Source organism: Okeania sp. SIO2F5 (assembly GCF_010692685.1).
Taxonomy (GTDB): domain Bacteria; phylum Cyanobacteriota; class Cyanobacteriia; order Cyanobacteriales; family Microcoleaceae; genus Okeania; species Okeania hirsuta.
On record NZ_JAAHGU010000020.1, the window covers coordinates 12,518 to 27,131 of the forward strand.

Annotated in this window: 12 protein-coding genes; 9 read left to right on the plus strand and 3 right to left on the minus strand. The window is 36.3% G+C overall.

The genetic code is table 11. The annotated features are described in order from the left end of the window. The first annotated feature begins 849 nt into the window (after window positions 1-849). The 8 genes from F6K27_RS10250 (at window position 850) to F6K27_RS10285 (ending at window position 8,389) form a co-directional block, all read left to right on the plus strand. Complete coding sequence (locus tag F6K27_RS10250) at window positions 850-1,263, plus strand: phosphomannose isomerase type II C-terminal cupin domain (RefSeq protein WP_287275872.1); 414 nt, start codon at window positions 850-852, stop codon at window positions 1,261-1,263. Between the two features lie 31 nt (window positions 1,264-1,294). Beyond that, window positions 1,295-1,618 carry an iron-sulfur cluster assembly accessory protein gene (locus F6K27_RS10255; protein WP_124146105.1) on the plus strand — a complete coding sequence of 108 codons (324 nt, stop codon included), beginning with the start codon at window positions 1,295-1,297 and terminating at the stop codon, window positions 1,616-1,618. Between the two features lie 568 nt (window positions 1,619-2,186). After that, the gene (gene rpsL, locus F6K27_RS10260; protein WP_124146104.1) at window positions 2,187-2,561 is read left to right on the plus strand and encodes a 30S ribosomal protein S12; all 375 of its coding nucleotides are present in this window, start codon (window positions 2,187-2,189) and stop codon (window positions 2,559-2,561) included. A gap of 124 nt (window positions 2,562-2,685) precedes the next feature. Continuing rightward, window positions 2,686-3,156: a 30S ribosomal protein S7 gene (gene rpsG / locus F6K27_RS10265; protein ID WP_124146103.1), complete on the plus strand. Its 471-nt coding sequence runs from the start codon at window positions 2,686-2,688 to the stop codon at window positions 3,154-3,156. Between the two features lie 80 nt (window positions 3,157-3,236). Continuing rightward, window positions 3,237-5,312: an elongation factor G gene (gene fusA, locus F6K27_RS10270; RefSeq protein ID WP_287275874.1), complete on the plus strand. Its 2,076-nt coding sequence runs from the start codon at window positions 3,237-3,239 to the stop codon at window positions 5,310-5,312. Window positions 5,313-5,566: 254 nt separating this feature from the next. Next, on the plus strand, window positions 5,567-6,796 hold the full coding sequence (tuf, locus tag F6K27_RS10275) for an elongation factor Tu (protein ID WP_287275875.1): 1,230 nt from the start codon (window positions 5,567-5,569) through the stop codon (window positions 6,794-6,796). 259 nt (window positions 6,797-7,055) lie between these two features. Beyond that, complete coding sequence (rpsJ, locus tag F6K27_RS10280; RefSeq protein WP_202219847.1) at window positions 7,056-7,364, plus strand: 30S ribosomal protein S10; 309 nt, start codon at window positions 7,056-7,058, stop codon at window positions 7,362-7,364. 386 nt (window positions 7,365-7,750) lie between these two features. Continuing rightward, window positions 7,751-8,389 carry an LON peptidase substrate-binding domain-containing protein gene (locus F6K27_RS10285; protein WP_124146100.1) on the plus strand — a complete coding sequence of 213 codons (639 nt, stop codon included), beginning with the start codon at window positions 7,751-7,753 and terminating at the stop codon, window positions 8,387-8,389. A 484-nt stretch (window positions 8,390-8,873) separates the two neighbouring features. On the opposite strand, the gene F6K27_RS10290 is transcribed toward F6K27_RS10285, so the two are convergent. Beyond that, window positions 8,874-9,425: a DUF1997 domain-containing protein gene (locus F6K27_RS10290; protein ID WP_287275877.1), complete on the minus strand. Its 552-nt coding sequence runs from the start codon at window positions 9,423-9,425 to the stop codon at window positions 8,874-8,876. Between the two features lie 118 nt (window positions 9,426-9,543). Further along, the gene (locus F6K27_RS10295) at window positions 9,544-10,134 is read right to left on the minus strand and encodes a DUF1997 domain-containing protein (protein ID WP_124146098.1); all 591 of its coding nucleotides are present in this window, start codon (window positions 10,132-10,134) and stop codon (window positions 9,544-9,546) included. 493 nt (window positions 10,135-10,627) lie between these two features. Here F6K27_RS10295 and pheA point away from each other — a divergent pair, with 493 nt between their 5' ends. Next, complete coding sequence (gene pheA / locus F6K27_RS10300) at window positions 10,628-11,518, plus strand: prephenate dehydratase (RefSeq protein WP_287275879.1); 891 nt, start codon at window positions 10,628-10,630, stop codon at window positions 11,516-11,518. A 1,573-nt stretch (window positions 11,519-13,091) separates the two neighbouring features. On the opposite strand, the gene F6K27_RS10305 is transcribed toward pheA, so the two are convergent. Then, on the minus strand, window positions 13,092-14,614 hold a 1,523-nt coding region (locus tag F6K27_RS10305), incomplete at its 5' end, for a glycosyltransferase (protein WP_287275880.1).

Sequence of the window (14,614 nt, forward strand, 5' to 3'; positions counted from 1 at the left end):
CTTATGTATGATGAAACACGCAGCTCACGCTAATTTCTTGTTTGTCGATTAAGTTAAATTTTATAGTGCGATCTTTCCCAATTATGTTTTAACCTAATATCAATATGAGCTTGAATCTTGCTTTCATGTTGATCGCTTATAGCTCATCATTTAGTTAGAATTGTTTTAATTATTATAGTCCAGTGTTTATTAGATCGAGTAGGCTTATATATTTTTTAACTTTTTCACCCTGATAATATTTAGACTTTAGATAAAAAATATTTGCTTATGGACATGCCTCTAAAATTAGGCCTTACTTCTATCATGGTGGCCTTATACATACTCACAGTATAATTTTTTAGGATCGAGTTAATTATGATACTGGAGTCAATAGTATACATAGTGTATAAAGCTCGAAAATATCTATGACTTTTAAACAGCTTAAAAAATCTGAAGCAGAATGAAGCAAAACTTAGTTATGAGGACTATAGGTACTAGACCTCTTTAAGAATTAATCTCAAACCCTTGGCATACCTGGGCAAAAACTAAGTTTTCACCAGATGTCTACTATAAATAGTTTTTGATTTTCTCTAACTCTATATATCTATCTAGATATATGAAGATTTGATGTAGATATTCAAAAAGCTTGAATAGGGGGTGACAGTAATAGGGGTAATTTTGCTATGGTTTATATGGTATCCAATTTGACTCGACCCCTAAGCTATTTGTATTCAGTCTGAACCTCTAAAAATACTAGGTGAGAGAATTGTTTGTATACCAGATTTTAGAGATATAGTCTCTAATAATCTCTGAGTTCAGGAGATTACACATAACCATAAGTATTTTATTTTTTTTGGAGATAGTCAAAAAATGGTACAACAAGTTAAAGAAGTAGCCCAAACTCCTAAATTGTCTATACCTTCTTCCTTAAAAGGACTGGCTACCACCGAACGTCCTTGGGGAACGTTCACAGTTTTAGAAGATGGACTTGGATACAAAATCAAGCGAATAGAAGTCAAACCAGGGCATAGACTTAGTCTACAAATGCACCACCATCGTAGCGAGCATTGGATTGTTGTTTCAGGAACTGCTAAGGTTGTCTGTGGAGACAAAGAAGAAATTCTGCAAAACAATCAATCTACCTATGTACCTCAATGTACTTCTCATCGCTTAGAAAATCCAGGAGTTATTCCTTTAGTATTGATTGAAGTACAAAATGGAGAGTACCTTGGAGAGGATGATATTGTTCGTTTTCAAGATGATTATGCCCGAACAAAGTCCTAATTTTAACTGGTAAGCAAAAAAAAATTTGTGAATGATTAACTTGAGCGAAGCAGCAGTCCAAGAAATTATTCGTCTTAGGTCTAAACATCAAAACCAAAATTCCTTATTTCGTTTGAAGTTTAAATCTGGTGGCTGCTGTAGTTTCTATTACATAATGGAGTTTGACGAACAGTTGGCCAGTAACGACCGAGTTTATGACTGTGGGAAAGTTAAAGTCGTAGTTGACTCTCAACAACTAAACTATCTGAATGGATTAACCTTGGACTATTCTGAGGACCTTATGGGTGGAGGCTTCCGATTTAACAACCCTAATGCTAAAGCTACCTGTGGTTGTGGAAATTCCTTTTCGATTTGATGTTGACAAAAACGTATTACTAACCTATAATAAAAGATTGTTTGTCAAGTTTTTTAGAATAAGTAGGGACAAAGCAAAAAATTAATGTTTTGATAATTTCCCTAAACTTCCTGAAAAATAGGCCGTTGCACCAAAGGTTCCTATGGCGCAACGGTAATTTATTCCTAATAGTTAAAGAGGCTAATTTATAAAGTGGATATTTTTTAAAGGTCAAAGTAATTTACCAAAATATACTTCTTCTTTAACTATTTATCAGCATTTTCCGTACCGGAATGCTCTGCAAACAGCACTTAGCTTTCAGCACGCTAAAAGCTTGGGTTTAAATCTCCGACTTCTTCTGAGCTTGTCGTTTAATTTTAGGAGGGGTCGCGTATCACCTTTGCACAAAGCTGACTGCTAAACGCTGATTAGCTGTTTGCGGATAATTCCGGACTGAAACGCTTTTTACATAAATAATTATTAGGAAAAAAATTGGGAACAAATTTTCTAAGTAAGCTCGCCCAAAAGTATTATATTTTGTAGCGAGGGGATTAAGAAGAATTACAAGAAAAACTGTTACTAATAACTCATGCCAACAATCCAACAACTAATTCGTTCAGCTCGTCAAGAAACTCAGAAGAAAACTAAATCTCCGGCTCTTAAAAGTTGCCCTCAACGTCGTGGAGTATGCACAAGAGTATACACCACTACACCAAAAAAGCCTAACTCAGCTCTCCGTAAGGTGGCTAGGGTACGTCTAACTTCGGGTTTTGAAGTAACTGCCTATATCCCTGGTATTGGTCATAACTTACAAGAGCACTCTGTAGTTATGATTAGAGGTGGTAGGGTTAAAGACCTGCCTGGTGTGAGATATCACATTATTCGTGGCACATTAGATACCGCAGGAGTTAAAGATCGTAAACAAAGTCGTTCTAAGTATGGGGCGAAAAAGCCTAAAGCTTAAGTTAGTAGGTAGAATGCAAAATTCAAGAAAACATTAGGTAAAATTAGTATGTAATAGATATTGAATTTTGTATTTATTAGTCAAATATAAATTATTTAAAGTTTAGTTTATTGGTTGTGATCATATGTCTCGTCGTAGAGTTGTTCAAAGATGTCCTGTTCCTCCAGATGCACAGTACAATAGTCGATTAGTAAGTATGATGGTACGACGTATAATGCGTCACGGTAAAAAATCTTTAGCCTTTAATATCGTCTACGATGCGTTTAAAACTATTGAAGAAAGGACAGATTCAGATCCTTTAGAACTATTTGAAAAAGCAGTCCGGAATGTGACTCCTTTAGTAGAAGTTAAAGCCCGTCGTGTGGGTGGTGCAACATACCAAGTGCCAATGGAAGTCCGCTCAGATCGTGGAACTAGCCTAGCTCTGCGTTGGTTGGTGCAATATTCTAGGTCTAGAGGAGGAAAAACAATGGCCATGAAATTAGCCAATGAGTTAATGGATGCAGCTAACGAAACAGGTAGTGCAGTTCGTAAGCGAGAAGAAACTCACAGAATGGCAGAAGCAAATAAGGCTTTTGCTCACTATCGTTATTAAGAATAATATAACCACTTATGCCTAAAATATAGAATTTTAATCAAGCGTAAAAATCTGAAGCATAGATAAAGGAGGTAACTGTGGGACGTAGTATGCCACTTGAGCGCGTGCGAAATATTGGTATCGCAGCTCATATAGATGCTGGTAAGACAACAACAACAGAAAGAATCCTATTTTATTCCGGTATAGTACATAAAATGGGGGAAGTTCACGATGGGACCGCAGTTACCGACTGGATGGCTCAAGAGCGAGAACGTGGAATTACTATTACTGCGGCTGCTATTAGCACTAAGTGGTTAGACCATCAAATTAATATTATTGATACTCCAGGACACGTAGACTTCACAATAGAAGTAGAACGTTCTATGAGGGTTCTGGATGGAATAATAGCTGTATTCTGCTCAGTAGGAGGAGTACAGCCTCAATCAGAAACTGTCTGGCGTCAAGCTGACCGTTACGAAGTGCCTCGTATGGCCTTTGTCAATAAGATGGACAGGACAGGGGCTAACTTCTTCAAGGTATACGAGCAAATTCGCGATCGCCTCCGAGCTAATGCAGTTCCAGTCCAAATTCCTATCGGTAGTGAAAATGAATTTAGGGGAATTGTAGATTTGGTGGGGATGAAAGCTTTTATCTACACCAATGACCTCGGAACAGATATTCAAAAAACGGAAATTCCAGCAGAAGTAGAAGAGTTAGCTCAAGAATATCGTCTTAAGTTAGTTGAGTCAGTAGCGGAAACTGATGATGCTCTGACAGAAAAGTACCTTGAAGGAGAGGAGTTTACAGAAGAGGAAATTCGTAAAGCTCTACGTCAAGCCACTATTAAAGGTACAGTTGTACCAATGTTATGTGGTTCAGCTTTCAAAAATAAAGGTGTTCAACTTCTACTTGATGCAGTAGTAGATTATTTGCCCGCTCCAACAGAAGTCCCAGAAATTGAAGGAACATTGCCAAATGGCGAACTAGATACAAGACCTTCAGATGATGAAGCTCCTCTAGCAGCTCTGGCATTCAAAATTATGTCAGACCCTTATGGTCGTCTCACTTTTTTACGGGTATATTCTGGAGTCCTTTCTAAAGGTAGTTATATCCTCAACTCTACTAAAGATAAGAAAGAAAGAATTTCTCGTCTAATTGTTCTAAAAGCTGATGAAAAAATAGATGTAGATGAACTGCGGGCAGGAGATTTGGGGGCAGTTGTAGGTATGAAACATACCTTGACAGGTGATACTGTTTGTGATAAGGATAATCCAATTATTCTAGAGTCTCTCTATGTTCCTGAGCCGGTTATATCTGTGGCCGTGGAACCCAAAACTAAACAAGATATGGAGAAACTATCTCAGGCACTTCAGGCTCTTTCAGACGAAGACCCTACATTCCGAGTGAGTATTAATCCAGAAACTAACCAAACAGTAATTGCTGGGATGGGAGAGCTTCACCTGGAAATTTTGGTAGACCGGATGCTTCGGGAATATAAGGTGGAAGCTAATGTGGGTAAACCACAGGTGGCTTACCGAGAGACTATTCGCCAACGGGTTGAGGCCGAAGGTAAATTTATCCGTCAAAGTGGTGGTAAAGGTCAGTATGGCCATGTTGTCATAGAACTTGAACCAGGAGAGCTAGGTAGTGGTTTTGAGTTTGTCTCCAAGATTGTTGGAGGAACGGTACCTAAAGAATTTATTAGTCCAGCAGAACAAGGAATGAAAGAGGCTTGTGAAGCTGGAATTTTGGCTGGTTATCCATTAATAGATGTTAAGGCTACTCTGGTGAATGGATCTTACCATGATGTGGATTCTTCGGAAATGGCTTTTAAAATTGCTGGTTCTATGGCAATTAAGGAAGGTGTTACTGAGGCTTTACCTGTGTTATTAGAGCCAAAGATGAAAATTGAGATAGAAGTACCTGAAGAATATATTGGTAATATTATCGGAGACCTTAACTCTAGAAGAGGACAAATAGAGGGGCAAGGAGTAGAATCAGGTATGGCTAAAGTAACAGCAAAAGTTCCTTTAGCAGAAATGTTTGGTTATGCTACTGACATGAGGTCAAAAACTCAAGGTCGTGGTATCTTTTCAATGGAATTTAGTCACTATGAGGAAGTGCCTCGTAATGTGGCAGAGACTATCATTGCTAAGACCAAAGGATATGTCTAGCAATTCTGGAATTTATTTAGTTCTTAGATTAAAGTTTTAGTTTTGGATTGAATAATGTGAAAATAAAAGAACTGACTGCTAAATGAAAACTGACAATTGACTAAAAAAAATAGGCGATTGAAAGAAACGGCCAACAAAGATTAGTGAAACGGCTCGGCAGAGTTGTCAAAATTTATCTATTATGAATCAGTGCATCCGTTTCCTCATGCAAGGGAGGCGGAATTAACAACGGAAAAAAAAGGAACAAGTAATTAATGGCACGCGCAAAATTTGAAAGAAACAAACCTCACGTCAATATTGGTACTATTGGACACGTTGACCATGGCAAGACAACCTTGACTGCGGCAATTACAATGAGTCTAGCAGCGCAAGGAAAAGCTAAGGCTAGGAATTATGCTGATATTGATGCAGCTCCAGAAGAGAAAGCACGGGGTATCACAATTAATACTGCTCATGTAGAGTACGAAACAGAAGGACGGCACTATGCTCATGTTGATTGTCCTGGACACGCTGACTATGTAAAAAATATGATTACAGGTGCAGCTCAAATGGACGGTGCAATTCTGGTAGTTTCTGCTGCTGATGGTCCAATGCCCCAGACTCGCGAGCATATTCTATTGGCGAAGCAGGTAGGGGTTCCTAATATAGTTGTTTTCCTCAACAAGCAAGATATGGTGGACGATGAGGAACTTTTGGAACTGGTGGAACTGGAAGTTCGAGAACTTCTAAGTGACTATCAATTTGATGGTGATAATATTCCCATAGTTGCCGGCTCTGCTTTACAAGCAGTAGAAGCACTTACGGCCAACCCAAATATAGGAAAGGGTGAAAATGAGTGGGTAGATAAAATTCTCGCTCTTATGGATGAAGTAGACACATCTATTCCAACACCAGAACGTGATGTTGATAAGCCATTCCTGATGGCAGTTGAAGACGTATTTTCCATTACTGGTCGTGGTACTGTAGCTACAGGACGGATTGAGCGTGGTAAGGTTAAAGTCGGTGAAACTGTGGAATTGGTAGGTATCAAAGACACTCGTAATACCACAGTTACAGGTGTGGAAATGTTCCAGAAAATTCTGGACGAAGGAATGGCTGGTGATAATGTGGGATTACTACTACGTGGTATGCAGAAAGATGATATTCAACGTGGTATGGTATTGGCCAAACCAGGTTCTATCACTCCCCACAAAAAATTTGAATCTGAAGTTTATGTTCTCAAAAAGGAAGAAGGAGGTCGTCATACACCTTTCTTCCCTAACTATCGTCCTCAATTTTACATCCGGACAACAGATGTGACTGGTGCTATTGAGTCTTTTACTGCTGATGATGGTAGTGCGGCAGAAATGGTAATGCCTGGTGACCGGATTAAAATGATGGTTCAACTAATCAACCCAGTGGCAATTGAACAAGGTATGCGTTTTGCCATTCGTGAAGGTGGGAGAACTATTGGCGCTGGTGTTGTTTCTAAGATTATAGAGTAGGACAACTTCCTCAAAGATTAAGTGGCAGAAAAGTACATACATAACTTATTGATATTTGCTTTTCTGCTGCTTATTGATGAAGGTTAATTTTGATCAAAATAATAATTTTTTTGGAGGGTTACTTAAAATCTCCTTTACAAAAGCAACTTCTAACTTCAGAAAAAGGGGGTTGCTCAAAGTCCGAGTTGCAAAAATAACTACTGACTACTGACTTCATTAAAATCTGAACCTAGAAAATTAAAGAAGATAAATGGCCACAATTCAACAGCAAAAAATTCGGATTCGCCTCAAGGCATTTGACCGTCGTTTACTTGATACATCTTGTGAAAAAATTGTAGATACGGCAAATAGAACGGGAGCTACAGCTATTGGGCCAATACCATTGCCCACAAAACGACGCATTTACTGTCTACTGCGATCGCCCCACGTTGATAAAGATTCACGAGAACACTTTGAAACTAGGACACACCGTAGAATTATAGATATTTATCAACCTTCATCAAAAACAATTGATGCGCTGATGAAACTTGATTTACCAGCAGGTGTAGATATTGAAGTGAAGTTATAGCAAAATTAGTCCATGGGTAGTTGCTAGTCTAGAATTATTGAATGTACCCATGGCCTACAGTTATCCCTCGGACTTATATTAATGTACTTTGGTGAATAAGAATTCTGAGACACTACAATTTTTTGTGTTTGATGCTCAAAAATACAAATTTTTTACCAAAACTTCAAATTATCTTGATATTTATAGCAAGGAAGATTTGGTGTTTGGCATAGACTGCTGATGAACAGTAATACAGAGAAATGCTTTTCCTACTGTTCCCTGTTCCCTGCTATATGTAAAAATTCCCAAAAATCAAAAATATTAAGCCTATAGATATCTAAAGAATAGAAAAATCAGCTAAGGTATAAGAAGTATTAAGAAGCAAAACTTTATTTTAATGATGAAAGATGGCATCCTCTTCTGTAGCTGTTCGAGAACTTCCCCTATTTCCACTACCAGAAGTAGTATTATTTCCAGGTAGACCTCTACCACTACACATCTTTGAATTTCGCTATAGAATTATGATGAATACAGTTCTAGAAAGCGATAGTAGATTTGGTGTTTTGATGTGGGATTCTACTCAAGACCGACTTGTGGCCACTGGATGTTGCGCTAAGATTGAGAACTACCAACGCTTACCTGACGATCGGATGAAGGTTTTGACAGTAGGTGAGCAGAGATTTAGAGTTTTAGACACAATTAGAGAGAAACCTTATCTAGTTGGTTTGGTTGAGTGGATAGAAGATGATTCTTCAGAAAATACTCTTGGAGAGTTATCAAATCAAGTTGAAGCTTTGCTAAAAGATGTAGTTCATCTTTCAGGTAAACTTATGGACCAGAGTATAGAATTACCAACTGATATTCCTAGTTTACCAAAAGAATTGTCATATTGGGTAGCTAGCAATCTTTATGGGGTAGCAACTGAACAGCAAGCTCTTTTGGAGATGCAAGATACTGCTACTAGATTGGAAAGAGAAGTAGAAATTCTCACATCTACTCGCAATCATCTTGCAGCTAGAACTGTTCTGAAAGATACTTTAAAATAAACTTTAGCAATGAATGATGTATAAATTCAAGGCTTTTGTTTAGAGAAAGTTATCTCCAGGTTGGTTGAATACCCGCGCTCTCCTTATCAGGTAGGGTCGGGATGTTTGCTTCCGCATCCCTAAGGAAAAACCAATTAATCTTGTGCTTTTAGCAATAGTGTGTTATTATAGGTAAGTATGCAGGGCTAGCGGTTTCAGTATGTTGAGTAACCTTAAAACCGGAAAGAGGTAAAAGCCTTGGAAGTAGGTGTATTGTTAGTGTAGCTCCTCTGTCAAGAGGCAGCAGAAAGCCCTAATCAGCAATGGTTTAAATCTCGCGTTGTCGCAGGGGCGGAATGTCGGGATAATCTCAATAATAGAATATATAGCTCAATAATTGGTAGTGGGAATTAGGAAGCTACTTAATTGTACTTTCTGACTCACTTCCTAAATATTATTTTCCCATAAGCTTTGTGACAAGGTCATCAAGTACTTTTTGAGTAAACTAAGCAGCTAGTAAACTCCTCTCTTCTGACTTTACCCAGTTGCTATAGTCTAATAATAATTTATTCATCAATCCTTGCTTCATTTTGAGTAAGATACTACCTAATAAGTTATTACCTGTGGATAGCAAAATTGATTTGGGTATTTTGTTGAAAGGAGCAGGCAAAAATATTTTTAAGGCCAACTCTGCTTTTCCCTCTAGAATAGTTTTCTTCTGAATTTTGGTAGGCTGCATTGTACCATTGAGATTCAATTGAAAATGTTCATTAATCATTTCAATTCCTTTAAGTTCACAACTAACAGACTTTAATTGGACTACTCCTTCAGAGGTTGTTAAAATTTTCATGTCGATAATTGGTTCAATTTTCAACATAAAGAATTTGAGAGGGTTCATTTTCAAACGATATGTATCGTTAGTTAATTTTTCTATACAATTAGGGTTTGCTAGGACTTCTACAATACGTTGTGGTTGACTTAAATAACTGTTAATACTTATAGACTGCTCTGGAACGGGTATATTGACGGATTGAGATGCAAAAAAATTATTATACATAGTAGCTAGTAAAATTAAGTAATTTTTATTAAAACTATTAATTACCTTATATTAGAAGATATTAAATTTTGTAACAACTTCCGTCAAGCTGGAGTGGAGAGAACTAAATACTGCTAGGTTAAATTGCTTGACTACCAGCAGATAAAACAGAACCTTGTTGACTATTAGCTAATACCTCAGTTTCATTACAGGCCCATTGATGATAATCAGCTAATAGTTGATGGGTCAATCTTTGCTTAATTGTCATTAATACACTTTTAAGTAAACCATTACCAGTTGTTTCTAAAACTGGTAGAGGTGTTAACCATAATGGAGGAGGTAATTCTACCTTAACTTCTAAATCTGCTTTGCCTTTGAGATGAGTAACTCCTTTAATTTGGTAGTTTTGGAGAATACCAACTAGATTGAGGGCAAAACGCTGATTAATATATTCTACGCCACGAATTTCACAACCCTCTGACTTTAAGTAAATTGTGCCATTAGCGCTCGCCCAAACCCGTATATCTACAGTTGGTTGAATAGTTAACATCATAAAGTGTAGTGGACGCATTTTGAGGCGAAAGCTATCTTTGTCTAATTGCTCCAATCTTGTTGGATCTACCAAAGCATTTACTAGGCGTTTCGGTTGACGAAGATAGTGATGAATAGGAACTTGTTGCTCAACTACGGGAATATCTACTGATTGGGATGCGGTGAATCTAGTAATCATTATTTGTATATCTGTATAAAAATCAATACTTTAATACCTAAAGTTTATAAAATCTTCACATTTATTAATGTGACTTGGATCATACTGAAGTCTTCACTCAAATTTACTCATTAACCAGGAGGGGATTTAGGTAAAATTGAGTAATTCTAGTAATCATAATGGTTGATGGATGAGAACTAATTGAAGAAATATAACGTAATTTTACGAAGTGTAACTTATTCAATTTTATAGAAATTGGGCTTAACTAGCTATCAGCATTTTCCGTACCGGAATGCTCTGCAAACAACAATCAGCTTTCAGCGCGCTAAAAGCTCGGGTTTAAATCCCCGAATTTCTATAAGTCGTTTAATTTGAGGAGGGGTCGCGTATCCCCTTTCCGTTCCGGAATGCTCCGCAAACGCGCAGCTGACTGCTAAACGCTGAAATGCTGTTTGCGGAGCATGACCTGAGGAAACGCTTTTTAATCTAAAATCTAAAATAAAATGGAGATTTTATGACCATATCAATTGCACATCTTGGCCCTGCTGGCACCAATGCCGAGACAGCAGCAGTGGCATTTACTAATAAACTGAGTCAGCTTGGTCAAAAATCTTTTCTGTGTCCATATCCTAGTATTGCTCAAACTTTATGGGCAGTTTCTCAAGGGGAAGTTAATTTGGCAGTTGTACCTGTAGAAAATTCTATTGAAGGGAGTGTTACTGTTACTCTGGATACACTTTGGCAATTGGACTCTTTAGAGATTCAAACAGCATTAGTATTGCCTATTTCTCATGGATTAATATCATTAGCTGATAGTTTTGAGGAGATTAAAACAGTTTATTCTCATCCACAAGCTTTAGCTCAATGTCAAGGTTGGTTAGAAAAATTTTTGCCACAAATACAGCAAATTCCAGATAATTCTACTACAGAAGCATTGCGACATTTAGGTAAGGATCGGAGTGCTGCAGCGATCGCTTCTCAAAGAGCGGCTCAACTTTATAAATTACCTATATTAGCTTATCCAATTAATGATTATCCTGACAATTGTACTCGCTTTTGGGTATTGAAAAAAGGATGTACAGAAATAGAAAATTCTGATTTAAAATTAATAATTAATAGGATAAATCAACCGGAAAATTCTATCTTTATTTCTCTAGGTTTCAGTGTGCCTGCAAATGTGCCAGGAGCTTTAGTGAAGCCTTTGGAAGTATTTGCTAAAAGGGGAATTAATATGAGTAGAATAGAGTCTCGTCCTACGAAGCGATCGCTAGGGGATTATTTATTTTTTATTGATATAGAAGTTAAGAATAATGATGATTTTATTGAGGTAGCAATAGAGGAATTGAAAACCTATACGGAAACCCTAAAAATATTTGGCAGTTATACGATTATGGCACTCAATTAAAAGATATCGTCATTGGCACATTGCCGATAAAATACCAGTTTTTTTACTGCAAATATCTTGTTTTCAAAGATGGTTAATATAATAGATTATTCCAATCTGATAAATCTAAATTTTGTATTCAGTCTAGATCATATTAAGTCTGTTTAATTAACAATGAAATACCATTTTTTATTTATGCTAATGGAATGACGGTTTTTAAAGAGTGCATTAGGTTTTTGAGTTTAATTTTTACTCTGGCAAGGTTTGAGCATTTTTTCCAAAGCAACATTTAAGAGTGGTCAATCCGCTAGTACAAGTATTACTACTATTCCTTTGTTTGCGATGTTATAAGTATTTAACTGAAAATTATATAATGCCAATTATCAATAATTTTGCGAGATTTATATTTGATATTTTACTATTAGTTATTTGACATGATTTTAGTATTTAACTAGCTGTCAGTTATCTGCTTTGATTGAAATTATCGGCTTGTAGAAACTGGGTAATTTAATACCAATTACCAACAGTAATGCTATATTTAGGCAAAACTTCAGTTATTAAGTAATTAACACAGGTAGAATAACCTTTTTGTTAATTAGCAGCCCAGTTAATGTGAATTATTATTATGTTTAATTCTCCCCCTATTCCCCTCCTGGGAGGCGTTAGGGGTGGGTCCCCTACTCCCCGGCTCAAGAAAATATAGAAAAGTTTTTGATAAATGGTACAAGAGGTGTTAAAATAAACTTTTAAATTGCATTTATCTTAGTTTTATTATAAATATAAGCCGTTTACGGAGCATAATTTGAGGAAGTACTGATTGCCGAATTGCTATTTGCAGAGAATTCCGTTAGGAAATGCTTGGGAATAATTTTTGTGATTTTGATAGGAATTTTTACTACTTGCCAAAGATAGCATTACTTTTCATAAATCAATACCAAGCGTGAAAAAAGAATGTTTAGAATAATAAGAGAACTTAAAATATTATCCTTCAAATGTCTCTTCAATTATAGCAGTCGCCAAGTCGCTTAGGACATAAAGGAGAAACATAGCGTTGGCGGAGCAAGTGTGGCAGCTATATCGCCTCTATGAAATGGTCTAATAATTTTATATTTTTCTCTATCCTAACTGCCCTGGTAATTGCTATAAAAAGGGATATTCACACTAATTAATGATATTTAAGTTATTGATTATGACCAAAAAAATCAGGTATCAAGCCTGCCCTTTTAAGGAGATAAAACAGAAAATCATGCATCCCAGATTTGAGGAAATATTGATTGCTGAATTGCTGTTTGCAGAGCATTCCGTCAGGAAACATTTAGGAATAATTTTTGTAATTTTGATAGTAATTTTTACCATTTGTCAAGGGTAGCATTACTTTTGACAAATGGTCTTATACCAAGCATGAAAAAAGAATGTTTAAAATAATAACGGGACTTAAAAGATTATCCTTCAAATGTCTCTTTGATTAAACAGAGATACTCAGACTAATAAATGATATTTAAGTTATTGATTCTAACTCCTGACTACTGACTCCTGACTCCTAATAAAAAGCTTAATCATTTGTCTCAAACATTTATCAAATTGGTATAACTTATTAAATGATATTTTGCAGAATAATAAGAAGACGTTGAATTTGTTTTTCCCAAGTCAAATCTTGCATAAAACTAACAGCAGTTTTACTCCGAAGTTGAGCATCTTCTCGATCAAAATAAACCTTTTCTAACATTTCTACTACTTCTTCAACATCAGATTCTCCCCAACCATCTACACCTGGAAACTGTGGGGTAGGTTTGACAGATTTTTGATTATATAAGGGATAACAATGAGAGTTATTAATAATATCTAAATGCCCAGTATTAGCAGAAATAATTGTTGGGATACCACAGGCAAGACTTTCCATCGCTACAAGATTTGTACCGCCTTCGCAGCGATTTGTAAATACAGCCACATCAGCTTCTCGTAATATTTGTCCTACCATATAGTTAGGAATCGGACCAACATCAATAACTGCATTGCTAGGAATGTCATTTTCTAATAACCATTCAGTAATTTGTAAACGTTTATTTTGACTAATTTTCGGTAATCCTACAACATTTCCAGTTTGTTCAATTCCTACCATAAACTGAGGCCAAAAATTATGCCAAGCTGTAATTAATAGTGCTTCAGGATAACGTCTTTGGAAGATTTTAAAAGCTGCTATGACAATATCTTGACCTTTGCGATATTCTAGCTTTCCACCAGAAAAAACAACAAAGCGATCGCCAAAAATATTAGATTTAGGTGCGGGATGAAAAATTGTTTGGTCAATGCCTTGTAAAACTTTTTGTATAGGTTTGATACTATTGTTTTCTAGAATTTTGGTATTCCAGGTAGATCCGGTAATAATCAAATCATAAGCTTTGGAGCGATTAATTTGTTCGGAAGTAAATTTAGTATTTTCTGAGAAAATAATTCCAATGTTTTGGGTTCCTACAATATTATTACTTACAGAAAAATTACTACCTAAAGCTTGTAAGGTTGGTAAGTTGAGATTAATTTTTTTGCCTCGGTGATTTTTGAGTTGATTTTGCAAATTTTTCTGAGCATCAAAAGCTGGATTTAGTAAAGCTTGATGTAGGGGATTTAATATTCCAGGTTGAATAGAAGGAGGGATTAATAATAAAGGTTCATATCTGGGATTTTGAAGTAGTTGGAGAGTAAGATTAATACCATAAATACCCCAACCAGTCATCGGATTTAATGGCCAGCCAATAGTAATTATTTTCATTATTTCAGAAATTGAATTTTTGAGATTATTAGATTTTTTGGTATTACTATTAAGAGTTAAAACGACAGTTTGAGGATGTGAAATTTTTTCACCAGTTACTAGAGTAGATAAAGTCTGAGATATTTGGGTACAAACTTCTTGCCAATTATCGGATTTACTCTGACGAAATAACCTCATTGTTGGATACCAAGGACTATCTTCGCGGTCTGTCAACCAGCGCCAGTCAGACACAAAAGGTAATAAAATCCAAACTGGTTTACCTAATGCTCCTGCCAAGTGAGCAATAACTGTATCTATTGTAATTACTAAATCTAATTGTTTTATTGCTGCTGCTGTATCAGCTAAATTCT

Excerpts from the sequence above, each read along its gene's own strand:
- F6K27_RS10250 (WP_287275872.1), top strand. The coding sequence starts at position 850 with ATGGTACAACAAGTTAAAGAAGTAGCCCAAACTCCTAAATTGTCTATA.
- F6K27_RS10255 (WP_124146105.1), top strand. The coding sequence starts at position 1,295 with ATGATTAACTTGAGCGAAGCAGCAGTCCAAGAAATTATTCGTCTTAGG.
- rpsL (WP_124146104.1), top strand. The coding sequence starts at position 2,187 with ATGCCAACAATCCAACAACTAATTCGTTCAGCTCGTCAAGAAACTCAG.
- rpsG (WP_124146103.1), top strand. The coding sequence starts at position 2,686 with ATGTCTCGTCGTAGAGTTGTTCAAAGATGTCCTGTTCCTCCAGATGCA.
- tuf (WP_287275875.1), top strand. The coding sequence starts at position 5,567 with ATGGCACGCGCAAAATTTGAAAGAAACAAACCTCACGTCAATATTGGT.
- F6K27_RS10285 (WP_124146100.1), top strand. The coding sequence starts at position 7,751 with ATGGCATCCTCTTCTGTAGCTGTTCGAGAACTTCCCCTATTTCCACTA.
- F6K27_RS10290 (WP_287275877.1), bottom strand. The coding sequence starts at position 9,425 with ATGTATAATAATTTTTTTGCATCTCAATCCGTCAATATACCCGTTCCA.
- F6K27_RS10295 (WP_124146098.1), bottom strand. The coding sequence starts at position 10,134 with ATGATTACTAGATTCACCGCATCCCAATCAGTAGATATTCCCGTAGTT.
- pheA (WP_287275879.1), top strand. The coding sequence starts at position 10,628 with ATGACCATATCAATTGCACATCTTGGCCCTGCTGGCACCAATGCCGAG.